Source organism: Limnohabitans sp. JirII-31, assembly GCF_002778315.1.
In the GTDB taxonomy this organism is placed as follows: Bacteria; Pseudomonadota; Gammaproteobacteria; order Burkholderiales; family Burkholderiaceae_C; genus Limnohabitans.
Genome location: NZ_NESA01000005.1, coordinates 100,672 through 124,859 on the forward strand (window position 1 = coordinate 100,672; position 24,188 = coordinate 124,859).

Consider the following 24,188-nt stretch of genomic DNA (forward strand, 5'->3'; position numbering starts at 1 on the left):
TTTCAGGTGTTGGACGACGATGCCATCAACGCGTCGTCAAAAATAGCCACCGCACGTGTCCACCCGGCGGATGCGCCACGAATCTTGTGTGGAAAGCAGCTGATGTAAAAACCTGTGTGCGGCAAGGCTTCGAGGTTGTGCATTTTTTCGATGTGGCAGTAGCCAATGTCACGCCCGGCTTTGTGGCCCTCCCAAATCAGTGATGCGTCCTGCGTTTCGCCATATTTTTTTGCTGTGTGCACAAAGGGCGCGTCCCAACTCCAAGCGTCGGTGCCGGTCAATCGAATGCCGCGCTCCAGCAAATACATGGTGGCCTCATAGCCCATGCCGCAACCGCTCGACACAAAGTCGTTGTGCCCATAGCGCGACCCGGCGCGGGTATTGACCACCACAATCTCCAGCGGGCTCAAGGTGTGGCCAATGCGCAGCAACTCGGCCTCCACGTCAGCGGCGGTCACCACATAGCCGTCGGGCAGGTGGCGAAAGTCCAGCTTCACGCCGGGTTGAAAGCACCACTCCAGCGGCACATCGTGAATCGCGATGGCCGGCTTTTTGGTGCCCAAGGCGTTGTCCATGGTGGAGTGAAAGTGGTAGGGCGCATCCAAGTGGGTGCCGTTGTGGGTGGACAGTTGCACAAACTCTACGGCCCAGCCTTCGCCATCGGGCAAGTCCTCTTTTTTCAGCCCTGGAAAAAACGGCTCGATCTGCGCATAAGTGTTTTCGTGCGTGAAGTACTCGATCTTGGGCGCGAACGCGGGCGGGTCACTGACCACATCGTTCTCTAAAAAAATAGACAAGTCCACAAAGCGTCGTGCCATCGGTATCTCCTGAAATAGTCTTGTAGGCGGAGCTTAACTTGGTGTTCTCTCGGGGGCCATGCAGGGCTGTCGCCTGTTAATCTTGCTGCATGACCACGCCTGCGTACATTCCCCAAATCCGCCTCTACCAAGACTGGCTCAGCCAGCACAAAGGCTTACGCTTTGACAGCTACGACGACTTGTGGCGTTGGTCCACCACCGACTTGGATGCGTTTTGGCAAAGCATCTGGGACTACTTTGATTTGCGCTCGCCCACACCGCACCAAGCCGCCTTGGTGAAAAACGCCATGCCCGGTGCCCAGTGGTTCACCGGCGCGCGCCTGAACTATGCCCAACAGGTGTTTCGCCACGTGGAGGCAGCCCATGCGGCAGGCTTGATGGCCCTGGTGAGTCGCAACGAAAAAGGTCTGCACCAAGAACTGTCATGGCCCGAACTCAAACGCCAGGCGGCCTCGTTGGCGCTGCACCTGAAAGCCCAAGGCCTGCAACCCGGCGACCGTGTGGCCGCCTACTTGCCCAACATCCCGCAGGCCATGGTGGCGTTTTTGGCCACGGTGAGTTTGGGGGGCGTGTGGAGCATTTGCGCGCCCGACATGGGGACCCACGCCGTGCTCGACCGGTTTGCGCAAATCGAACCCAAAATTTTGATCGCCTGCGACGGCGTGCGCTACGGCGGTCGCGAGCACGACCGCATGCAGGTGGTCTCCGACATGCGCGCCCAACTGCCCAGCGTGCAACACCTGATCTTGCTGCGCAACCTCAACGCCGATGCCCGCTTGCCTGACAGCACAGACTACGACAGCACCATCACCCGCGACGACGCGGCTACGGCGCAGTTCCAGCCGTTGTCACTGCCCTTTGACCACCCGCTGTGGATTGTCTATTCGAGCGGCACCACGGGCTTGCCCAAGCCCATCGTGCATGGCCACGGTGGCAGCACCATCGTCGCCTTGGCCTTGAAGGTCTTGCACAACGACGTGGGCTGCAGCTACCACCCCAACAGCTGGGGCGAGCGCTACCACTGGTACAGCTCGACGGGCTGGGTGATGTGGAACGCCCAAATGAGTGGCCTGCTCAACGGCACCACCTGCGTCATCTATGACGGCAACCCTGGTGGCACCGACAAAGACCAACCCGACTGGGGCACGCTGTGGCGCTTTGCGGCAGACACCGGTGCCACTTTTTTTGGTGCCGGTGCGGCCTTCTTTGCCAACTGTCTCAAGTCGGGGCTTGATCTGTCGCAGTGGCCGGCCTTGGCGCGTGTGCGCGCTTTGGGCACCACCGGTTCGCCCTTGAGCGAAGACGCGCAACGCTGGGGCACCGAACAGTTCCGCACCCTGCGTGCCATGGCGGCCCGCTCAGGCATGGCGGGCGCGCAAGCCGCAGACCAAGACATTTGGTGGTGCAACATCTCGGGCGGCACCGACTTTGCGGGTGCCTTCATCGGTGGCAACCGTGAGTTGCCACTCATCCCCGGCCAAATGCAATGCCGCTTGCTCGGGTGTGCGGTGGAGTCTTGGAACGAACAAGGCCAGCCGGTGGTCGATGCGGTGGGCGAATTGGTGTGTACCCAACCCATGCCGTCCATGCCGCTGTATTTTTGGAACGACGCGGGCAACGCGCGTTACCTCGCCAGCTACTTTGACATGTACCCTGCCGGGCATGGCCGTCAGCCCGGTGGCGGCGACGCCTCGCCTGAGATGGGCGCGGTGTGGCGGCATGGCGATTGGCTCAAAGTCACACCCAGCGGCGCATGTGTGATTTATGGCCGCAGCGACGCCACCATCAACCGCCATGGCCTGCGCATGGGCACCAGCGAGTTGTACAGCGCAGTAGAAGCCTTGCCCGAAGTGATGGACAGCATGGTGGTGGACCTGGAGTATCTGGGGCGTGAGAGCTACATGCCTTTGTTTGTGGTGCTGCGCGATGGCCTGGTGTTGGACGAGGCCATGAAGTCCAAACTCAACGAGGCGATCCGAACCGCACTCAGTCCGCGCTTTGTGCCGAATGACATTTTTCAGGTCGTGCAAATTCCGCGCACCCTCACGGGCAAGAAGCAAGAGCTGCCCATCAAAAAACTCATGCTGGGTCAGCCGCTGGAAAAAGTGGTCAACCAAGACGCCATGGCCAACCCGGGTTGCCTGCCTTGGTATGTGAGCTTGGCGAAGCGCCACTTGGAGTCCGCATGAGCTTGCCCGCACCTGCCTTAGAACATGTGTGCGACTTGGCCGTCACCATCGACACCCCGGTGGAAGTGGGCACCACCGCCATGGGCCTGCGCCGCATGATTCCCATCACCGGTGGCACGGTCACGGGGCCGCTGATGCGTGGGCGCATCGTGGCGGGTGGGGCTGACTTTCAGTTGATCGTGGGCGATGGCACGCAGGCGCACTTGGATGCGCGCTATGTGTTGGAACTCAATGACGGCACGCGGGTGTTTGTGCAGAACAAGGCACTGCGTGTGGCCAGTGCCGAGGACTCCGCGAAGATTCGGCGCGGTGAGCCGGTGGACCCGACGCGGGTGTACTTTCGCTGTCAACCCATTTTTGAGGCGAGTACGCCGCAGTGGTCTTGGTTGGCTGAGCACCAGTTCATTGGTGTGGGGTTACGTTTGCCGGATGCGGTGCATTTGAGTTTTTACAAAGTCTGTTGAGGTTCAGGCGCTTACTTTGTTTGCCTGCTTGCCTTGCTTAGTTCATTCGCTTCGCCAAGACGATCAGCCAGCACCCGCTGCTGCTCCGCGCTGCGCGCTTTATGTCGCCGCATCGGGCACTGACTGCTCGCCTTGGCTACGGTTGGGTTGGGGTGGCTTGGTCACAGCAGCTGGGTGATCAGCCAGCACCCGCTGCGGCTGTGCGCTACGCGCTTGATGTCGCCGCATCGGGCGCTGACTGCTCGCCTTGGCTACGGGCGAGAGTGAGGGTGAGGGCGACTTGGCGTTGCGTGGGTTCGCGCTGAGACCGGGTGGGGTCACAAGCGGTTGGGCAACCACAGCGCGATGATGGGAAACGCGATCAAGATGATCAAGCGCAAGATGTCGGTCACGACAAACGGAATCACGCCTTTGAAGATGGTCATGAAGCTGACGTCTTTGACCACGCTCTTGATCACAAACACGTTCATGCCCACGGGCGGGTGAATGAGCCCCAGCTCCACGGTCATGACGATGATGATGCCAAACCAGATCGGATCAAACCCAAGCTGCAAGATGACGGGATAGATGATGGGCACGGTCAAGATGATCATGGCCATGGCGTCCATCAAGCAGCCCAGCACCAGGTACATCACCATGATCATGGCCAGCACCCCGTAGCGGCCAATGCCTAAGCCGGTCAAGAACTCGGTCAGCTTTTGCGGGGTTTGGGTGATGGTAAGAAAGTAGCCAAACAGCAGCGCACCAATCAACACCGTGAACACCGCCGCCGAGGTGCGGGTGGCGGACAACAAGGCTTCACGAATGCCCGCACGGTCCAGCTTGCCGCGCAACACGCCCAGCAAAAAGGCACCACTGGCGCCCACGCCACCGGCTTCGGTGGGGGTGAAAAAGCCGCCGTACAAACCGCCAATGACAAACAAGAACAAGGTCAGTGGAGCCCACACTTCTTTGAGGCCGTTCATGCGCTCACCGAAGGACTTGCGCTCGCCAGCAGGCAGCCAATCGGGGCGAAATTGCACGATCAAGAAAATGGTGATCACGTACATGCTCATGGCCAACAAACCCGGCACGATGCCCGCCATGAAGAGTTTGCCAATGTCTTGCTGCGTCAGAATCGCGTACACCGCGAGCACGGTGGAGGGTGGCAGCATGGCACCCAAGGTGCCGCCCGCGGCAATCACGCCGGTGGCAAACGATTGGGGGTAGCCAAAGCGGCGCATCTCCGGGTAGGCCACGGCAGAAAAGGTGGCGGCGGTGGCGACCGATGAACCACAAATGGCGGCAAAGCCGCCGCAGGCCAGCACGGTGGCCACACCCAAGCCGCCGCGCAAATGACCAATGAAGGCATTGGCGGCGCGAAACAATTCACGGCTCACGCCCGACACCGACACAAACGCACCCATCAGCATGAACATAGGAATCACGCCAAAGGTGTAGTCGGTCACGGTGCGCATCGAGGTCTGGCCCACCAGCTTCAAGGCCGGGCCCGTGCCCGCGATGTAGCTGTAGCCCACCACGCCCACCAGCCCCATGGCCATGCCCACGGGCACGCGCAACAGCATCAAGACAAACAAGACCACAAAGCCGATTACGGCCACAGCATCGGTACTCAGTTCCATGGTCACTCGTTAGTTTTTGTTTCGGGGTGATCTTCCAGCGCTTCGGGCTGCATGATCAGCCGCCAGGTGCGGATGCCAATCAGCAGCACGGCGCACACATCGCCCATCCAGGCCACGGCAAAGAACGGCCAGGTGGGTAGGTTCAGGTCGTAGGTGAGCACGTTGTCGCGCATCGTCACCGCCACCTTGTCAAACAGCATGATGGTTTGCACCGTCACCACAAACAGCAACACCAAGGTGGCAAACACATCGATGAAGCGGCGCATGCGCGGGCTCGCACCGGTCCACAGCAAGTCCACCGTGATGTGGCTGCCACGGTAACTGGTGGCGGCAATGCCCCAAAAGATCAAGATGCCCAGCAGCATGCGACCGAAGTCGTAGCTGTCGGGAATCGAGGTGTCAAAGAACTTGCGCAGCACCACCGCAAGGAAGATGTTGGCCGCCACAATGCCCACAAACAAGGCCGCCATCCACTCGATGGCATCGATGATGCGATCGAATGGACTCTTGGCTTTCTCGGTCAGACCCGTCATGCCGCGATCACAGGCCCGACTTGTACTTGGCCAGCGATTGCTTGAAGGCCGACATCACCGCTGCAGGGTCTTGGCCGGTTTTCTTCACGTCGTTGGCCCACTGCACTTCCACCGGAGCCACGGCTTGTTTCCACGCCGCAAGTTGCTCGGGCGTGAGCTTGTACACCTCGCGGCTGGGGTCGGCAGCCAGTTTGACGCGACCCGAAATTTCAAAGTCGGCCCAGGCACTGCCCACTTTTTCGGCCCACTCGCTGGTGCAGTGACTGTCCACGGCTTTCTTTTGGTTGGCCGACAAGGCGTTGTATTTGTCGTTGTTCATCACCCACACGAAAGGCGTGGCGTAGAGGGGCACGTCCATGTGGTACTTCACCACTTTGTCGATCCCAAACAACATCACCGAACCCCAAGGGAAGGTGATGGCCTCGGCCACACCGCGCTCGAGCATGTCGCGTGACTCGGGGGCCGAGGCTTGCACGTTGGTGCCGCCCAAGAGCGTGATCATCTGGCCCACGGTCGAGGTGGCGGGACGCACTTTCATGCCTTTGATGTCGGTAGGCAGCACGATTTTTTTGCGCGAGTGAAACGCGCCGGGGTCATGCGCGAAGGCAAAGCAAAAGTGCACGTCCTTCATTTCTTTGGCCGCGTAAGCGCGGTACCACGCGTCAATCGCGGCAGAGCCTGCTTTGGCGTTGCTGATCATGAAGGGCAGTGAGGCGGCGGCAAAGATCGGGAAGCGCCCCGGTTGGTAGCCAGGGTTCACGTACGAAAAATCGGCAATGCCGTCGCGCGCCATGTCGTAGTGGTCAAACGCTTTGCCCAGTTGTTCGGACGGAAACATGGTGGCGGTGAGTGTGCCGCCTGAGGCCGCTTTCAAGCTCTCGCCCCACGCCACCAAGGCCGGGTTCAGTGCGTGCTGCGCGGGCACCCAGCTGGCGAACTTCAAGGCCACCGGTTTGTCTTGGGCCTGGGCGGCGCCCAAACTGAAGGCCAATGCGGCGGTGGTGAGCAGGGTGCGGGAGAGTGGGATGGGCATGGGTGTGTCTCGCAAAGAAAGGGCTTATTTGTAATCGCTGAACTTGGGACTGACTACGGGTGTTTCCCCCTGTCAACCTTTGTCTGCGTGCTGCGTGCGCACCCGTGGCATCCAGCGGATGGGTTGCGCGCGCAGCTCGCGCGCCGGTGCGCCGTGTGCACGCAAGGCCACGTCCAAGGCCTGACCAGCTTCGTCGCGCAAGGCGGCTTCGCGCGCTTGGTCAATCGCCTGCGCGCGGGCTTGTGGCGTGTCAAACACGGCACCCTGTGCCAGGTGACGCACGATGTGCAACAGGTTGTCGCGCCCGCGTGTGTGGGTGCTGCCATAGCCTTTGATCAGGCGGCCGCACTTCGCCAGCGCCAGCCCCAAGTCTGGGTGCGCGCGTGCGCCTGCCTCGACGGCTGCCAACCAGTCGGTGATCAGCGCTTGTTCTTGCGCGTAGCGGTGGCCCAAGCGACGCAAGCCGCGCATGCTGCTCAAGAGCCGCAGCATCAGCAAGCCACCCACCGTGTGCGTGCCCACCTTGATCGGCAAGCCCAACGGCGCTTTGCCGCTTGCCACACGGCGTTGCTCCCAAGCTATCAAACGTTCGGCCAGGGGGCTGGGCAAGAGCCCGGCAAACTCCGGCACGCCGGGTTTGAAGTGGTCGTACAGCTTGACCACATCGTCGGGCTTGGCCTTGACCTCGTCGCGCACGCGTTGCAGACGCGAGGCCCGGCTTTTCAAGTCGGCCACGCGCACGATGTCGTCAAACGCCATCCACAGTGCCAACCAACGCGCCACCTCTTCGGTGGCGCGGCTTTGCCCCGGCGCGCCCGACTGCTCGGCGGCCCACACGGCTTGCAAACGTTGCACATACAGCGCCGCGTAGTTGGCGCCTTGGTAGTCGATCAAGCGGGCGTGGCCCAAGCGCAGCATGGGGTGCACGGCGGCTGGAAACAAAGCCGCCACGCCCTCTGGCAGCGCGGGCGCATCCGCTGCGTCGGCTGTGACGTTGGCTGTCGGCGCGAGCACGGCATCGACATAACGCGACTGGCTGCGTTGCTCTTGCACCGCGTCCAGTCCCAAGGCAAAGCCGCGCAAGCTGGCTTGCTGGCTGGCGTTGCCCGTGGCGTGGCCGTCCAAAATGGCCGCCTCGTAATCGGCGCGTTGCATGGGCAGCACACCGCTGGCGGCAATGCAGCCGAGCATGGTGGCGCTCACCACGGTGCCGGCTTGGCGGGTCAGTGCCGCCATGTCGAGCACATGGCTGGTTTGGCTGTGCTGTTGCAACAGGTGCACCAGCGCGGCGTCGTCCAAACGGCCATCGCCGATTTGCATTTTTTCTTGCGTGGTCAAGGCGCGGTTGCTGGCGCTGACCACGCAGGTGCGGTCTGCCGAGCACAGCCCGAGCGCGGTTTGCCTGGCGGTTTCCAGCAACTCCGACGACACCAGCAAGTCCAAACGTCCCGGCAAAGGGTTCAAGCCAAACACCGGGCGTTGTCCGCCCAAGGCGCTGATGTGGGTGGGAAACACCTCCAGGTAATACGTGGTGGCGCCGGTGCGCTGGGCCACGCCGGGTACCGAGGTGGCTTGGGCCGGGTAGCCCGCGTGACGCGCCGCGTCCACCAGCCAGTCGGCCAGCACACCGCCGCCTTCGCCGCCGAGGGCGCACAACAAAATAGAAATCGCTTGGGTCATGTCAATGCCTTACGCAGGTTGAAGCACGCGGACCAGCCCTGCGCGCAATGAGGCCAGCAAACGTTCCCACACACCTGGGTTTTGCACCACCTCGGCCCGGTAAAACGAGGGGCACAGCGTGGCCGCATGCGCGTTCTCGCCACACAAACCGCAGCCCACACAGCCGTCGATCACGGTGGCCACCGGGTCTACCTTCAAGGGGTCGGGGTTGTCTTTCAGGGTCAGCGTGGGGCAGCCGGAGAGGCGAATGCAGGCATGGTCGCCGTTGCACACGTCTTCGTCCACGCCGTACTTCACGCGTTGCACGCGCTCGCCTTGTTTGAGCAAACTGGCGATCCAGGGTTTGATGCGGCGCTGTCGCTCGAGCTGGCATTCGCCCTCGGCCACGATCACCTTGAGCCCGTTGAAGTCCGAGGTGAAAGCCTCCACCAAGGTCTCGCGCACCTTGGCCACTTCGTAGGTGTGCACGGTGCGCAGCCATTGCACACCCAGGCCTTGCAGCGTGCGTTCAATGGTTTGGTTGGTGTGGGCCAGGCTTTGCCACTTGTCGGCGGCGGCCAGTTTGGCCGCGTCGTCTGGGGTGGAGATGATGTCTTGCGTGCCCGTCGCCGAGGTGTAGCCATTTTTAAAAATCAGCAACACCGCGTCGCCCCCGTTGAACAGTGCGCTTTGCACCCCGGTGAGCAAGCCGTTGTGCCAGAAGCCACCGTCGCCCATGATCGAGAGCACGCGCCGTTGCATCGACGGCGACACACCGGCCCGACTCGCCAGGCTCATGCCATAACCCAAGATCGTGTGGCCGGTGGAAAACGGCTCGAAGGTGCCTAGCGCATGGCAGCCAATGTCGGCCGACACATGCACCGCGCCAATGTCTTGTTGCGCCAACTTGATGGCCGAAAACACCGGACGCTCCGGACAGCCAATGCAAAACCCGGGCGGGCGCGGCGGCAGGGTTTGGCCTTGGGCTTGCAGCGCTTGGGCCACACCAGTGCGGCGTGTTTGGTTGCCTTGCAGCCACGCCTGCACGCCCGACGTGGCGGTGGCTGTGGCGTCGGTTGCGCCAGACGCAGAAGCTTCGTTTGACGGCACCGTCAAATAACGGTTCACAAACTGCAGCAGGCCTTGCGCCATCACCTCGGCGGTGTACTCGCCGCCTTGGGGCAACACGTCTTTGCCGTGCAAGGGGGTTTGCAAGTCACGGCGACGCAGCAAGGTGGCCACTTCTTGTTCGATGTATTCGGGCTGACCTTCTTCCATCAGCAACACGCCGCGCTTGCCTTGGCAGAAGTTGGCGATTTGGTCGGGCAGCAAAGGGCAGGTCACGTTGAGCACCAACAGCGGAATGCGGCTGTTGCCAAACGCGTCGGCCAAGTCGAACTGCTGCAAGGCGCGGATCAAGGTGTTGTAGAGACCGCCTTGCACGATGAGCCCCAAGTCGTGGTGCTCGCCGTCAAAGTGTTCGTTCAGGCCATGCGCCTCGATGTAGGCGCGTGCGGCCGGAATGCGTTCTTGGTGCTTGAGCTTTTCTTGGCCAAACGTCACCGGTGGATGGGCCAAGCGGCTGTAGTCAAACTTGGCGGGCTCGGCCAACAGGTGCAACGCTGACTGCGCGGGCGCTTGGTTGTCTTTGGCCACAAAGCTGCCGCGCACATGGCAGGCGCGGATGCGCAACTCCATCACGGTGGGCATGTTCGACGCTTCGGAGAGTCGAAAGCCGTGCTCCACCATGTCGACCATGCGGCTCAGATCGGGACGTGGGTCCAGCAAGACCATGCCAGACTTGAGCGCGTAGGCGTGGGTGCGTTCTTGTATCACCGACGCGCCTTCGCCGTAGTCTTCGCCCACCACAATCAGCACGCCACCTTTCACACCCGGCGATGACAAATTGCTCAGTGCGTCCGCCGCCACGTTGGTGCCGACGATGGATTTCCAAGTCACGGCACCGCGCAAGGGGTAGTGGATGGAGGCGCCCAACATGGCCGCTGCCGAGGCTTCGTTGGCACAGGCCTCCACATGCACGCCGAGCTCTTGCATGTAGTCCTTGGCTTGCACCATCACATCCAGCAAGTGCGACACCGGTGCACCTTGGTAGCCGCCCACATAGGCCACGCCCGATTGCAGCAGCGCTTTGGTGATGGCCAAGATGCCTTCCCCATGAAACGTCTCGCCCGCGCCCATGCGCAGCATCTCAACTTCTTTGCTGAATGAAACTTCCACGGCTTGTCTCCTGTTGTGAGCGCAAGCTTAGCAGGGCCTGATTTTTTCAAGCGTCAGACAAATGACGCGCATCAGTTTGGATAAGCGGAGTAAAGTCACTTATCCCTTCGGTTTACGTCCGAAAAAGAAGAACCTCCCCATGCATTTAAGTCGTCTCCCGGGCCGCTCTCTAAAAGCAAGGGTCACCCTGTTCACGCTGTTTATATTTCTGAGCAGCATGTGGTCCTTGGCGTTGTATGCCGACCACATGTTGCGCAGAGACATGCAAACGCAATTGGAAGCGCAGCAACTTTCAACCGTCACGTTGTTGGCCAACGAAGTCAACCGTGGCCTCACCGAGCGTCGTAACGCACTGCAAAAAGCAGCCACGGTTATCGGCGAAGTGATACGCCAGAAACCGCAGGCCACACAGACACAACTCTCGTCCTTGGTCGTGCTGCAAGAGATGTTCAGCGGCGGCACATTTGTGACCGACACACGCGGCACGGTGCTCGCCTCCTATCCTGAATCCTTGCATCGCCAAGGTGTGAATTACGCCGGCCGTGCCTACCTTCGTGCGGTGCTCGACAGAGGGGAAACCGTGATCACGCAGCCTGTCATGGCCCAGCTGCTGAAAGCGCCCGTTTTCGTCATGGCCACGCCGGTGCTGGATGCGCAAGGGCAGCGCATCGGGGCGTTGGTCGCAGGCATCAACTTGGAGTTACCCAACTTCATGGACATCGTGCAAGACAGCCATTACGGTGAGACTGGCAGTTACTTGGTGGTGGCGCCCGAGCAACGCATGATCGTGACCTCCAGTGACAAGCGCCGCATCATGGAGACCTTGCCAGCCGAGCATGTGAGCCCCACCTTGGACCATTTCATTCGTGGCGCAGAAGGCTCGGCGGTGTTCGTGAGCCCGCTGGGCATTGAAGTGTTGGCGTCGGTCAAGCGGATCCCGGTGGCGGGTTGGTATGCGGCCGTTGTGCTGCCGACACAAGAGGCCTTTGCCCCGATAGAGGTGATGCACCAACGCATCTTGTGGGCTGCTTTCGTGACCACGTTGCTCGCTGGGGCCGTGACGTGGTGGATGTTGGGTTGGCAGCTTTTGCCCCTGCAATCCACGGCACGGGCGTTGGCGGAGATGGCGCAAGAAAGCGCGCCCTTGCAGCCGCTGGTGGTCACCCGGCAGGATGAAATTGGTCAGGTGATTGGTGGCTTTAACCACCTGCTGGTCGAGTTGGAGAAACGCCAGCAAGGCTTGAGGGAGAACGAGCTGCGTTACCGAACCGCGTTCATGACCAGCCCGGATGCGCTCTCGATCACGCGTTTGTCTGACGGCCAGTACCTCGACATCAACGAGGGCTTCGTCCGCCTGTTTGGTTGGTCGCGTGAAGAGGTCATCGGTGCCACTTCCTTGAAACTCAACATTTGGCACCGTCTGGAGGACCGTGCGGTCTTCATCCACACGATGCAAACACAGGGCCAATGTCAAAACATGGAGTTTGAGTTTCTCACCAAGACGGGGCAGCGAATTTCAAGCTGGGTGTCCTCTACACCGCTGACAGTCGACGGCGAACCTTGCCTGTTGTCGGTGACACACGACATCACCGAGCGCAAGGAGGCCTTGAGTCAAATTCATCAATTGGTCTACACCGACACCTTGACCGGGTTGCCCAACCGACGCTACTTTTTGGACCGACTCAACCAGGCCTTGACGTCGAGTCTTCAAAAACGTCGCTGGGGCGCCTTGATGCACATTGACCTGGACGACTTCAAAACCCTCAACGACACGCAAGGCCACGAAAAAGGTGATCGACTGCTGCAACAAATTGCCACACGTCTTGAAACTTGTGTGAGGGCTCAAGACACCGTGGCCCGACTTGCTGGCGACGAATTCATTGTGTTGTTTGATGATCTGAGCCAAGACACTGGCGAGGCGGCCACCGAGGCTGAACACGTGGCCAAGAAAATCGTAGCCGCGCTGAATTTGCCCATGTACCTTGACCGCATGGAACATCAAATGACGTGCGGCATTGGCATCACCTTGTTTGGGCCTGCGCATGAGACGGCCACAGAGTTGCTCAAGCGTGCCGATTTGGCTTTGCACAAGGCCAAGCGCATGGGCCCCAACACCACGCTCTTTTTTGAGCCCGAAATGCAGGAAATGGTCAGCGCACGCGCGGTCATGCAACGCAACCTCCGAGAGGCCTTGCAAAAGCAGCAGTTCGTGCTCTATTACCAAGCGCAGGTGTCGGATCAGCAGCAGATTTTTGGTGTGGAGGTCATGGTGCGCTGGATTTCGCCTGAGCGAGGCCTGGTGCCTCCTGGCGAGTTCATTCCGTTGGCTGAGGAAACGGGGCTCATCGTTCCCTTGGGCACGTGGATCTTGCATGAGGCCTGCAAACAGTTGGCTGTGTGGCAGCACCACGAAGACATGGCGCACCTCACATTGGCCGTCAACGTCAGCGCCCGTCAGTTCAACCAAGATGATTTTGTCGACCAGGTGCAAGAGGCCTTGCGCGCCACCGGCGCGCCGCCGAACAAGCTCAAACTTGAATTGACCGAGGGCATGATGGTGACCCACATGCAAGGCGTCATTGCCAAGATGCATGCGCTGAAAAAAGTGGGCGTGGGTTTTTCTCTCGATGACTTTGGCACCGGCTTCTCATCGTTGGCCTATCTGAAGCGCTTGCCTCTGGACCAGCTCAAAATCGACCAGGGCTTTGTGCGCGACATCTTGGTGGACCACAACGATGCTGCCATTGCCAAGATGGTGATTGCCCTGGGCGACAGCCTGGGCCTGTCCGTGATTGCCGAGGGGGTTGAAACCGACGCCCAGCGCCAAGCACTGGCCAACATGGGCTGCACCAATTACCAGGGGTATCTCTTCAGTCGGCCGGTGCCGGTGCGAGAGTTTGAGGCCCTCTTGCGCGCCACCCACGCGCACGCATGAACTAGCGCGTGCTCAGCAGCGCCTGCTCTTGCACCCACGTGCGAAAGCGCGTGAGCACTTCAGGCGCGTGGCCCACATCGGGCGTGATCAAGTAGTAACTGCGTGTGCCGCGCAAGGCCTTGGGGCAGGCCACCACCAATTCGCCACGCGCCAACTCACCCGCAATCAACAGCCGTGGCATCAAGGCCACACCCAGGTGGTGGGTGGCGGCCACCGCCAGCATGGAGAACAGTTCATAACGCGGGCCACCCAGAGCGTTGGGCGCGCTCACGCCCATGGCGTCAAACCACTGGCGCCAACCTTCGGGCCGTGTGCTTTGTTGCAGCAGGGGCAGTTGTGCCAGGGCTTTGGGCGTGAGGTGGGTGCGCCCAGCCATCAGCTGGGGGCTGCACACGGGCACCACCTCTTCGTCCAGCAGTTTGTCGGCCCGCGTGCCGGGCCAGTTGCGCACTTGTTCGGGCGTGCCGGTGTAGAGCGCGGCATCGAAGGCGGTGTCTGCAAACAAAAAGGGCCGCGTGCGGGTGTCGATGTGCACTGTGATGTCGGGGTGACGCTGGGCCAGGGTGGCCAGACGCGGAATCAGCCAATGGGTGGCAAAGGTGGGCACGGCGGCCAGGGTGAGGTGACCACCCGTGCCTTGGCGTGTCATGGTGTCGAGCGTGTCGCGCTCCAGGCCGTCGAGCCGCTGCCCCACTTGGCGGGCGTAATCCACCCCCGCCGGGGTGAGCGCCACGCCGTGGCGGGTGCGGCGAAACAGCTTCAACCCTAAAAAGTCTTCTAACAGCGTGACTTGACGTGACACCGCACTTTGCGTCAGCACCAGCTCTTGCGCAGCCCGTGTGTAGCTCTCATGCCGGGCGGCAGCGTCGAAGCACAACAGGGCTTGGGTAGACGGTATTTTGCGGCGCATCGTCTGTTCAGATATCAGGATTGAGCATAACTGGATGTTAAATCACCGTTTCTCCGCGGTCCTCGGGGCATTTAAGATCACCCCAACCTTTATTCAGACACACAGGAGCTCCCTCATGGCCCACGCCGCTTTCAATTGGCAAGACCCGTTTTTGCTGGACCAACAACTCACCGACGAAGAACGCATGATCCGCGAAGCGGCAGCGGCGTATTGCCAAGACAAGTTGCAGCCGCGTGTGCTGAACGCCTTTCGCAACGAAAAAACCGACATCGAAATTTTTCGCGAAATGGGTGAGCTCGGTTTGTTGGGCCCCACCATCCCCACGCAATACGGCGGCCCTGGATTGAACTACGTGGCCTACGGTTTGATTGCGCGTGAGGTCGAGCGTGTGGACTCGGGCTACCGCTCCATGATGAGCGTGCAGTCGTCACTGGTGATGGTGCCCATCAACGACTTCGGCACCGAAGAGCAAAAACAAAAATACCTGCCCAAGCTGGCCACCGGCGAGTGGATCGGTTGCTTTGGCCTGACAGAGCCCGACCATGGCTCCGACCCCGCCAGCATGGCCACCCGCGCCAAGAAAGTGGCGGGCGGCTACCAGCTCAAGGGCAACAAGATGTGGATCTCCAACAGCCCTATCGCCGATGTGTTTGTGGTGTGGGCCAAAGAGGTCAGCGAAGGCGGTCAAGTGGGCCCCATCCGCGGCTTCATTTTGGAAAAGGGCATGAAGGGCTTGAGCGCCCCGGCCATCCACGGCAAGGTGGGCTTGCGTGCCTCGATCACCGGTGAAATCGTGATGGACGGCGTGTTTGTGCCCGAAGAAAACGCCTTCCCCGAAGTGCAAGGCTTGAAAGGCCCGTTCACCTGCTTGAACAGCGCGCGCTACGGCATTGCCTGGGGCGCCCTGGGTGCGGCCGAAGACTGCTGGCACCGCGCCCGCCAGTACACCTTGGACCGCCAACAGTTTGGTCGCCCGCTCGCTGCCAACCAGTTGATTCAAAAGAAGTTGGCCGACATGCAAACCGAAATTGCGCTCGGCCTGCAAGGCTGCTTGCGCCTGGGGCGCATGAAAGACGAAGGCACGGCCAGCGTGGAAATCACCTCCATCTTGAAGCGCAACTCGTGCGGCAAAGCCTTGGACATTGCCCGCATGGCGCGCGACATGATGGGTGGCAACGGCATCAGTGACGAGTTTGGTGTGGCGCGTCACCTGGTCAACCTTGAAGTGGTCAACACCTACGAAGGCACACACGACATCCACGCCCTGATCTTGGGTCGTGCGCAAACCGGCATCGCCGCATTCGCCAACTGAGTCTGGCGTGATGAGCAACAGCGGGACATGGGTGTTGTCCCGCTGTTGCTGTTGGCCCTGAGCGGCTACCGTGGGCCTCTGGAGTTTTTGTTTTCTGGAGCGCCCGTTGACCCAACCCTCTTCTCCCAGCATCACCCGCCGTCAAACTTTGCAGGGCTTGGCCGGTTCTTTGGCCACCTTGGGCGCCCCCGCGTTCCTGAGCCCGCAGGCCTGGGCGCAAGACAAATTCCCCAGCAAACCCATCTCTTTGATCGTGCCGTGGCCCGCGGGCGGTCCCAGCGATGCGGTGTTGCGCGCCTTTGCCGAGAGTGCCAGCCGCGCCTTGGGCGTGGCGGTGGTGCCCGACAACAAACCCGGCGCGGGCGGCATCTTGGGCGCCACGGCCATGGTGAGTGCCAAGCCCGATGGCTACACCTTGACCCAGTTGCCCTTGGGCATTTACCGCTTGCCCCACATGCAAAAAACCAACTTTGACCCGATCAAAGACATCACCCATATCGCGTGCTTGACGGGCTACACCTTCTGCTTGGCCGCGTCCATGGACGCACCGTTCAAAACCTTGCAAGAGATGGTGACCTATGCCAAAGCCAACCCGGGCAAATTGGAATACGGTCACACGGGGACCGGCACCACACCGCATTTGGCGGTGGAGGAGTTTTGCCAAAAAGCAGGCATGGTGCTCAACCCGATTCCCTACAAAGGCGCAGCAGAAATTTTGCAGGCCATCCTGGGGGGCCACATCCGTTTGATGAGCAGCACCACCGAGGTGATGCCTTTGGTGAAAGAAGGCAAGCTGCGTTTGTTGGCCACCTTGGGCAGCAAACGCGCCAAGGCGTTTCCCGATGTGCCCACCGTCAAAGAGAGTGGGTGGGACACGGTCTCTGAGTCGCCCTTTGGCATTGGCGGCCCCAAAGGCATGGATCCGGCGGTGGTGCGCGTGCTCCACGAGGCCTTCAAAAAAACGCTGGATGACCCCAAGGTGATCGAGACCCTGGACCGCTTCAACCAGCCCGTGATCTACATGAACAGCGAGGACTACACCAAGTACGCGCAGCGCACCTACGAGTCCGAGCGCGCCACGGTGGAGCGCTTGGGGCTGGCTAAAAAAATCTAAGCCTTGGCGGTGCGGTTCACCAACACAATGCCCAGCGCCACACCGGCGAGCGCCATCAACAAACCGAGGGTCACCGGTTCACCCAGCCACAAGGCGCCCGCTGCCAACGCAAAGATGGGGGTGAGAAAGACAAACGCATTCAAGCGTGTTGCGGGGTAGTGGCGCAGCAACCACATCCACACCAAATAGCTGGCAAAGGCCCCCATCACGGTTTGCACCGCGATCGACGTCCAGGCAAACACGCCGAAGTTGCTCGGCCAGCTTTCGTGCATGAGCCAAGACAAACAGGGCAAGACGCATGCGCTCACGCCCACTTGGTAGAACAACATTTTTTCTGCGCTCACCGTGGCCATGCGCGTGCTGCGAATCACCACCGTGGTCAACGCCCACAACACACCCGCGCCCAGCGCCAAGGCGTCGCCCAGCCACGACAGCCCGTGACTGTCGGCATGTGCGGTTTGCAGTCCGTCCTTCAGCGCCACGCCCACCGAGGCAAAGGCAACCCCAAGCCCAAGCCATTGCACGGCGCGCAAGCGTTCGGCCTTGACCCGCAAAGGCAGCAGCAATGCGACCCAAAACGGCGCCGAGTACAAGAACAGCGTCAGCCGCGAGGCCGAGGTGTATTGCAAGCCCAGGTAGATGCACACGAACTCGCTGCAAAACAACGCACCCGCCAACAAGCCGGCCCCCAGACTGCCATCGGCTTCAAACAAGGCCACGTGCCGCAGACGGCACCACAGCCACAACAACACCGTTGCGCCTGCAAACCGGATCGCGGCTTGCAGCATGGGAGGCACATCGGCCAAGGTGGCTTTGACCAAGACCTGTTGCAGGCCCCAAAACAAGCAGCAGATCACCAACAGGCTCATGGCCAGCCCATCCAAATGTGTACGTCGTGTTTTCATCAGATTGAACTTAACATGACCGGCTGTTCCTGGCCTCACCTCTGACCCTTTCCATGCAAAGACGCGCTTTCAACCAACACCTTCAACGCAGTGCCCTGGCGCTGGCGCTCTCGCCTTGGATGACCGCCCTGGCCGAGCCTGCCGTGCGTGCCTACACCTGGCGTGTCCAGCCCTTTGCCTTGGGCGTGGCCAGTGGCCGACCGCGCGCCGACTCGATCGTGCTGTGGACGCGCTTGCTGTTGTCGCAGGAAGACCGTGCGGCTTTGGGCGATGGCACGCTGCGCGTGCAGGTGGAGCTGTTTGCCGATGAGGGCTTGAAGCGCCGCGTGCAACACGCCGAGGTGTTGACCGATGCCAGCCGTGGCCACAGCGTGCACCTGCATGCGCAGCACCTGCAACCCGCGACCGATTATTGGTACCGCTTTCGCCAAGGCGATGCGCTCAGCGCCGTGGGTCACACCCGCACGGCACCGGCCCTCCATGCCGATGTGCGCCAGTTGCGCATCGCGCTCGCCTCGTGCCAGCACTACGAGCAGGGCCAGTATGTGGCGCACCAAGACATCGCCCAGCAGTCGCTCGACCTGGTGCTGTTTGTGGGCGACTACATCTACGAAAGCAGCAACCCGCAATACGCGCTGCGCAAACACAGCGGGCCCGAACCCAAAACCTTGCCGCAGTACCGCGAACGCTACGAGCAATACAAACGCGACCCCATGCTGCAAGCCGCACACGCAGCACACCCTTGGGTGTTGATGTGGGACGACCACGAAGTGGTCAACGACTACGCCAACGACCAAGACCGCAACTACACCGACCCGCAACAATTTTTGTTGCGCCGCGCGGCGGCCTACCAAGCCTACTTTGAACACCAGCCCGTGTTGTTGGGGCCGGACGCCAACAGCCCGCAGGCTGCATCGATGCGGCTGTACGACCAACTCAGCTGGGGCCAGTTGGCTGATCTGTGGACCCTCGATTGCCGTCAATACCGCAGTCCCCAGGCTTGTCGCGACCCGGTGCGCGGCGGCGGGCGCATGGTCACCCAGTGCGAGGCCTTGGACGACCCGCAGCGCAGCATGCTGGGTGCCACGCAAGAACGGTGGTTGAACCAAACCCTGAGTGCTTCCAAACGCACCTGGAAGTTGTTGGGCCAAGCCACCTTGATTGCGCCCACCAGCATTCCCGCGCCTGTGGGGCGTGCCACCTACACCGATGCCTGGGACGGCTACCCCCAGGCCCGCCAGCGCTTGCTGCAAACCGTGGTTGACGCACGCTTGCAAAACGTCGTCACCCTGGGTGGTGACGTGCACATGAACGTGGCCAGCAACTTGCGCTTGGTGCCCAACGACCCGCTCTCGCCCATCGTGGCGAGCGAGTTTGTCACCACCTCCATCACCTCACGCGGCATGGGCGACAACGTGCTGGCAGTGATCAAAGCCAACAACCCAGACCTCATCCACGCACGCGCCGATGAGCGCGGCTACAGCCTGATCACGGTCACGCCAGAGCGTGTGCGCTGTGACTTCAGGACCACCGCGTTTCCTGCCGGCAGCGAAGTCGGCATGAAGACGCAAGCCAGCTTTGTGGTGAACAAAGGCAAGGCTGGCGTGCAGAGTGTGTGATCTGTAAAAATACAAGTATGCGACGTGTCACACGTCATCCTCCAATGACCGAGAAAGCTCCTTCATGTCTTTGATCGAAATTCGCAAGCGCTGCCTGATCGTAGAAACCACCTACCACGAGGGTGGCCCGGTGGTGGACAAGCCACTCAAGCTGGCGGCCTCGTGTGCTGTCATTCGCAATCCCTATGCCGGTCGTTACGAACCCGATCTGATGCCCTTCATGGCCGAGTTGCGCAGCCTGGGAACATTGCTCGCACAAGAGCTGGTGGACACCTTGGGCAAAGACAACATCGAGGTCTACAGCAAGGCCGCCATCGTGGGCATCAACGGCGAGATGGAGCATGGCGCCGTGTGGCACGAAGCGGGCGGTTGGGCCATGCGCTCGGTGTTGGGTGAACCCAAATCGATGGTGCCCGCCGTCAAGGCCGTGGCCAGTGCGGGCTACCGCATGATGGTGCCCGTGCACTACATCCACGCGTCGTATGTACGCAGCCACTTCAACAGCATCGAGGTGGGCATTCAAGATGCACCGCGCCCCAACGAAATCTTGTTTGCCTTGGTCATGGGCACCGGTGGACGCGTGCATTCGCGCCTGGGCGGTTTGCTCAAAGAAAACGTGACGGTGCACGACGGTCAGCGTTGAGCCTCGTCACGTTTCACGCGCACGGCCACCTTCGGGTGGCCGTTTGTTTTGGTGTCTGCCTCAGCGCCCGCGCACCCGCGCCACCGCTTCTGGCAAGTTTTGCCACGCCGGTTGTTGTGGCGCATAGCGGGCCCGCATCCAGCCTGCCAGCTCGGCAATTTGGCTGTCGCTGAGGCTTTGTGCAAAGCTGGGCATGAAGCCAATGTCGCGTGAAGCCGGGCGTTGCACGCCCTCCAAGATGACGCGGATCAAGTTGTCCGGGCGGTCGCTGTGCAGGTTGGTGTTGAGTGCCAACGGCTGGTTCAAGCCCAGCAGTTGCGGGCCGTCGCCGTCGTGGTGACAGCTGCTGCAACTGCCTTCGAATTGGCGTTGGGCGGCACTGGGCGGCGGCGCTTGGGCGGCGGCGGTTTGCACCAAGGCACGGGCTTGCTGGGCCAGATTGGGGGTGTCGCTCACGGGGTTGAGGCTGCTCAGGTACACCGCCATGGCGCGCAGGTCGGCGTCGGGCACCACGGCCAATTCACGCACCACCTCACCCATGGGGCCTGCCGCCATGCCGTGCTGCGGGCTGTGGCCACGGCGCAAATAACTGAACAAGGCGTCCTCGGTCCACGGCACGGGGCTGCGGTTGAGCGCGGTCAGTGCGGGAGCTTCCCAGCCGTCCACCAGCGCGCCTTGCAGGTAGGCGGCTTGCGACTTTTCCGCACCCAACCACCCGCGAGGTGTGTGGCAGCCGCCGCAGTGGCCCAGGCCGTTGACCAACTCGGCCCCACGGTTCCAGGCTTCAGACTGTTGGGGGTTGGGCGTGTAGCCGGTCTCGGTGTGGAACAGCGCATTCCACAGCCCCATCAAAGGCCGCAGACTGAACGGAAACGCCAACTGTGTTTGCGGCGGGCGTGATGCCACCGCAGGCTGCGACATCAGGTAGGCGTACAAAGCCATCATGTCGTCGTCGCGCATGTGTGCAAAGGCGGTGTACGGAAATGCCGGGTAGAGCCGGTGCCCGTCGCGCGACACGCCCTCGCGCATGGCACGCTCAAACGCGCGGTATGACCAAGCGCCGATACCACTCTCGCGGTCGGGCGTGAGGTTGGTGGTGTAGACCGTGCCAAATGGGGTGGCCATGGCACGGCCCCCGGCGTTGCGCTCGCCGTCTTCGGTGGTGTGGCAGCCCGCACAGTTGCCCAGCGCCGCCACTTGCTGGCCGCGTGCCAACATGCTGGCGCTAAAAGGTGAGGTGTCGAGCGGGCCCACCAGCGGCAAGCTGCTGCGCCAACCCAGCAAAGCGGCGCTCACGGTGAACACCCCCAGCCCCAAAGAGGCCAGCTGCCCCCAGCGGCGACGCCATGCCGACGCCACGCCCGGTTGGCGGCTGCGCGGCGTGCGCCGGTCCCAGCCTGGCTTGGACGGCGTGACCTGGTCGGCAGGTGGCGTGGGCGGGGTGGTGTGGCCCAGCGGGTGCAAGGCGGCGCGCACCACCTCGGGGGTGAACGGCGGGTTGCGAAAGCGAATGCCGGTGGCATCAAAAATGGCATTGGCAATCGCGGCGGTGCCCGGCACCGACGACGATTCGCCCGCCCCCAGCGACGGCTCGCCCGGACGCGGCATGTGCATGACCTCGATCACAGGCACTTCGCGGAAACTCAAAATCGGGTAGCTGCCCCACTCTTGGCTGGTCACGCTGCCGGTTTGGGGGTCGACCTGCACCTGTTCTTTGAGGGCGCGGCTGGTGGTTTGCAGCACGTTGCCGTGCACCTGGTGTTGCACGCCTTGTGGGTTGACCATCAAGCCAGCATCGTGGCCCACCACCACGCGTTTCACATGCACTTCACCGGTGTGTTGGTGTACCTCCACATCGGCCACCCAGGCCGCCCACGCTGCACCAAAGCCCGGCCATTTGCTGTGGATGTAGCGCGCATAGGCAAAGCCTTGGCCTTGCAACCAGTCGCCCTGTGCGGCTTGTTGTTGCGGCAGGCGGTGTGGCTTCCAGTGGGCGCGCTCGGCGGTGGCTTGCACCAGCTCATGGGCGCGTGGGTCTTGCAAGATGCGCAAGCGGTAGTCCACCGGGTCCACCTTGGCCGCACTGGCCAGCTCGTCAATGAAGCTCTCATGCGCAAACGAATTGGGCAAGGCCGACACACCGCGCAACCACGAGGCACGCAAGATGGCGGGCATGTCGTTGACGGTCACGCGCAAGTTGTCGTAGGCGTAGGGTGGGCGTGCGGTGCGGTCGCCCATCTCATACGCACGCGACACCGGGTCGAGCGTGCGCGTCAGCAGCAGGGCCAGTGTGGGCGCGCCGTTGGAGGGGTAGGCGGTTTGAAAGTCGTAGGCCGCAGGCATGCCGTCGGCCTTCAAGCCACCGCGCACTTGCATGAGTTGTGCCGCGCCTTTGGGCTCCCACGCATGCTCTTGCTCGCGCGTGAGTTGCACCCGCACCGGCGCGCGCACGGCTTTGGACAGCAGGGCCGCATCAGCGGCCACGTCGTCGGCGCCGTTGCGGCCATAGCAACCCGCAGCTTCCATGCGCACCACGTCTACCGCGGTGTCGGGCAGGCCCATCAGCAGCGCCAGATCAGCACGCAGCACATGCGGGTTTTGGCTGCCGGCCCAGACCCGCAGCAGGGTCTGGGGTGCGTCAGGGTCGCCGTCTTTCATCCACGCGGCCACGGCGCACGAGGGGCCGATGGACGCATGCATTTGGTAGGGCCACACATAGGTGCGGTCGAAGGTCTGCACGGCATCGTGCAGGGCTTGGTCCACCGCGCCTTCGTTGACCAGCTCGCGTGGTGTGCTGGGGTTGTTGCGCAAGGCTTGTTCGGTGTCGTCCAGGCCACGCATGCCAGGCCACGGCTTCCAGTGCACCACCAGTTCGCGCAGCGCTTGTTCGGCTTGTTCTTCGCGCTCGGCCACGATGCCCACAAAGTCGCGTTGCGTCACCACAGCACGGATGCCGGGAATGTGCGCGATCGACTGTGCGTCCACCCGCTCCAAGGTGTTGCCCACAAAGTCGCCGCTGTCGGCCCCCGCGTAGGGTGGGCGCACCACACGGCCATGCAGCATGCCGGGCAAGCGCATGTCATGCACAAAAATTTGCTGCCCGGTGGCTTTGGTCAGCAGGTCGACCCGAGGCAAGCTGCTGCCCACCAGGCGGTAGTCGTCGGGCGATTTGAGAGGTGTGTTGGCGTCCAGCATCAAGGCGGTGTGCTGTTCGCGCACCCACTCACCAATGTCGGCCTGTTGGGCGGGCCCGTGCACCACCCCGTCGCGCAGTTGCACTTGGCTGGCGTCGACAGCCCATTGGTGTGCTGCTTGGGCGAGCAACCATTGGCGTGCTTGTGCTGCAGCCAAACGCAAAGGCTGGGCATGAATTTGTAGCGAGGCGCTGGCAATGGTGGCACCTTGGTTGGGCGCAGCGGCGGTGCTGCCCATCACCAGGTGCACGCGCTGTGGCAGCACGTCCAGCTCTTCGGCCACCACCTGGGTGAGCGCGGTGCGTAAGCCGGTGCCCAAGTCCACATGGCCGTGCAAGGCGGTCACACTGCCGTCGTCCCACACCGCCAGCAAAATTTCGACGCCTTCGGCGGGGTTGCCCGCCACCAAGGTGGGTTGGCCCGGCGCGGGTGGCGGTGCGGCAGGCGGGTCGCGCACCACCAGCAACACGCCATGGGCTTGGTGAAAGTCGGCGCGCGAACGCACCTGTTGGGCGCGCAGTGTGTTCATGCGGGGTTGGCCATCAGCGAAGCGGCGCGGCGTACCGCATCCATGATTTCAAGGTGCGCGCCGCAGCGACACAAATTGCCAGCCAGTGCGTGGCGAATTTGGGCGTCGCTTGGGTTGGGCGTGTGGGCCAACAAGGCGACGGTCATCATCACCATGCCATTCAAGCAATAGCCGCATTGGGCCGCTTGCGCGTCGATGAACGCCTGCTGCACCACGTGCAACTGTTGCGCATTGCCCAGCCCTTCCAAGGTGGTGATGGCGCGGTCTTGCACCTCGCAGGCCGGGATCACGCACGCGCGTGCTGCCACGCCGTCCACCAGCACCGTGCAAGCGCCACACTCGCCCAAGCCGCAGCCAAACTTGGGGCCGTTGAGGCCCAGGTCGTTGCGCAAGGCGTTCAGCAAGGTGGTGTGCCGCGTGAGCGGCAGGTGGTGCGATTCGCCGTTGACAGACAGATGGACGGGCTTCATC

Annotated in this window: 18 protein-coding genes; 7 read left to right on the plus strand and 11 right to left on the minus strand. The window is 61.9% G+C overall.

Annotation, left to right across the window (positions count from 1 at the left end; genetic code table 11):
• Positions 1–2: 2 nt before the first annotated feature.
• Positions 3–818 carry a cyclase family protein gene (locus B9Z41_RS08215; protein WP_100146576.1) on the minus strand — a complete coding sequence of 272 codons (816 nt, stop codon included), beginning with the start codon at positions 816–818 and terminating at the stop codon, positions 3–5.
• A gap of 89 nt (positions 819–907) precedes the next feature.
• Here B9Z41_RS08215 and B9Z41_RS08220 point away from each other — a divergent pair, with 89 nt between their 5' ends.
• Together B9Z41_RS08220 and B9Z41_RS08225 are read left to right on the plus strand one after the other, a co-directional pair.
• On the plus strand, positions 908–3,007 hold the full coding sequence (locus tag B9Z41_RS08220) for an acetoacetate--CoA ligase (protein WP_100146577.1): 2,100 nt from the start codon (positions 908–910) through the stop codon (positions 3,005–3,007).
• Positions 3,004–3,471, plus strand: coding sequence for a DUF3237 domain-containing protein (locus B9Z41_RS08225; RefSeq protein WP_100146578.1), 468 nt, complete (start codon positions 3,004–3,006; stop codon positions 3,469–3,471). The genes B9Z41_RS08220 and B9Z41_RS08225 overlap by 4 nt, the downstream gene beginning before the upstream one ends.
• A 99-nt stretch (positions 3,472–3,570) precedes the next feature.
• Here the strand turns inward: B9Z41_RS08225 and B9Z41_RS16945 are convergent, their stop codons facing one another.
• The 6 genes from B9Z41_RS16945 to B9Z41_RS08250 form a co-directional block, all read right to left on the minus strand.
• Entirely contained in the window at positions 3,571–3,792 is a 222-nt protein-coding gene (locus B9Z41_RS16945; RefSeq protein ID WP_143474168.1) for a hypothetical protein, read from the minus strand.
• Positions 3,789–5,093 carry a TRAP transporter large permease gene (locus tag B9Z41_RS08230; RefSeq protein ID WP_233202592.1) on the minus strand — a complete coding sequence of 435 codons (1,305 nt, stop codon included), beginning with the start codon at positions 5,091–5,093 and terminating at the stop codon, positions 3,789–3,791. The genes B9Z41_RS16945 and B9Z41_RS08230 overlap by 4 nt, the downstream gene beginning before the upstream one ends.
• A gap of 2 nt (positions 5,094–5,095) precedes the next feature.
• The gene (locus B9Z41_RS08235; RefSeq protein WP_100146579.1) at positions 5,096–5,626 is read right to left on the minus strand and encodes a TRAP transporter small permease; all 531 of its coding nucleotides are present in this window, start codon (positions 5,624–5,626) and stop codon (positions 5,096–5,098) included.
• Positions 5,627–5,633: 7 nt separating this feature from the next.
• Positions 5,634–6,659 carry a TRAP transporter substrate-binding protein gene (locus B9Z41_RS08240; RefSeq protein WP_100146580.1) on the minus strand — a complete coding sequence of 342 codons (1,026 nt, stop codon included), beginning with the start codon at positions 6,657–6,659 and terminating at the stop codon, positions 5,634–5,636.
• Between the two features lie 72 nt (positions 6,660–6,731).
• The gene (locus B9Z41_RS08245; protein ID WP_233202593.1) at positions 6,732–8,339 is read right to left on the minus strand and encodes an indolepyruvate oxidoreductase subunit beta family protein; all 1,608 of its coding nucleotides are present in this window, start codon (positions 8,337–8,339) and stop codon (positions 6,732–6,734) included.
• A 9-nt stretch (positions 8,340–8,348) separates the two neighbouring features.
• A complete protein-coding gene (locus B9Z41_RS08250; protein ID WP_100146582.1) occupies positions 8,349–10,556 on the minus strand; it encodes an indolepyruvate ferredoxin oxidoreductase subunit alpha in 2,208 nt (735 codons plus the stop codon).
• A 262-nt stretch (positions 10,557–10,818) separates the two neighbouring features.
• Here B9Z41_RS08250 and B9Z41_RS08255 point away from each other — a divergent pair, with 262 nt between their 5' ends.
• Entirely contained in the window at positions 10,819–13,491 is a 2,673-nt protein-coding gene (locus B9Z41_RS08255) for an EAL domain-containing protein (protein ID WP_233202594.1), read from the plus strand.
• 1 nt (position 13,492) lies between these two features.
• On the opposite strand, the gene B9Z41_RS08260 is transcribed toward B9Z41_RS08255, so the two are convergent.
• Positions 13,493–14,401: a LysR substrate-binding domain-containing protein gene (locus B9Z41_RS08260; RefSeq protein ID WP_100146584.1), complete on the minus strand. Its 909-nt coding sequence runs from the start codon at positions 14,399–14,401 to the stop codon at positions 13,493–13,495.
• Between the two features lie 115 nt (positions 14,402–14,516).
• Between B9Z41_RS08260 and B9Z41_RS08265 the strand changes: the two genes are divergently transcribed.
• Positions 14,517–15,713 (plus strand): acyl-CoA dehydrogenase, encoded by a 1,197-nt coding sequence (locus B9Z41_RS08265; RefSeq protein WP_100146585.1) that lies wholly within the window; start codon positions 14,517–14,519, stop codon positions 15,711–15,713.
• A gap of 106 nt (positions 15,714–15,819) precedes the next feature.
• Complete coding sequence (locus tag B9Z41_RS08270; RefSeq protein WP_233202595.1) at positions 15,820–16,827, plus strand: tripartite tricarboxylate transporter substrate binding protein; 1,008 nt, start codon at positions 15,820–15,822, stop codon at positions 16,825–16,827.
• Here B9Z41_RS08270 and B9Z41_RS08275 read toward each other — a convergent pair.
• A complete protein-coding gene (locus B9Z41_RS08275) occupies positions 16,824–17,732 on the minus strand; it encodes a DMT family transporter (protein ID WP_100146586.1) in 909 nt (302 codons plus the stop codon). The two genes, B9Z41_RS08270 and B9Z41_RS08275, sit on opposite strands and share 4 nt — an antisense overlap.
• Before the next feature lie 53 nt (positions 17,733–17,785).
• On the opposite strand from B9Z41_RS08275, the gene B9Z41_RS08280 reads away from it, so the two are divergent.
• Together B9Z41_RS08280 and B9Z41_RS08285 are read left to right on the plus strand one after the other, a co-directional pair.
• Positions 17,786–19,351 carry an alkaline phosphatase gene (locus tag B9Z41_RS08280; protein WP_100146587.1) on the plus strand — a complete coding sequence of 522 codons (1,566 nt, stop codon included), beginning with the start codon at positions 17,786–17,788 and terminating at the stop codon, positions 19,349–19,351.
• Between the two features lie 64 nt (positions 19,352–19,415).
• Entirely contained in the window at positions 19,416–19,994 is a 579-nt protein-coding gene (locus tag B9Z41_RS08285) for an amino acid synthesis family protein (RefSeq protein ID WP_100146588.1), read from the plus strand.
• 60 nt (positions 19,995–20,054) lie between these two features.
• Here the strand turns inward: B9Z41_RS08285 and B9Z41_RS08290 are convergent, their stop codons facing one another.
• Positions 20,055–23,717 carry a molybdopterin cofactor-binding domain-containing protein gene (locus B9Z41_RS08290; RefSeq protein ID WP_100146589.1) on the minus strand — a complete coding sequence of 1,221 codons (3,663 nt, stop codon included), beginning with the start codon at positions 23,715–23,717 and terminating at the stop codon, positions 20,055–20,057.
• Complete coding sequence (locus B9Z41_RS08295; RefSeq protein ID WP_100146590.1) at positions 23,714–24,187, minus strand: (2Fe-2S)-binding protein; 474 nt, start codon at positions 24,185–24,187, stop codon at positions 23,714–23,716. The genes B9Z41_RS08290 and B9Z41_RS08295 overlap by 4 nt, the downstream gene beginning before the upstream one ends.
• Between the last annotated feature and the right edge of the window lies 1 nt (position 24,188).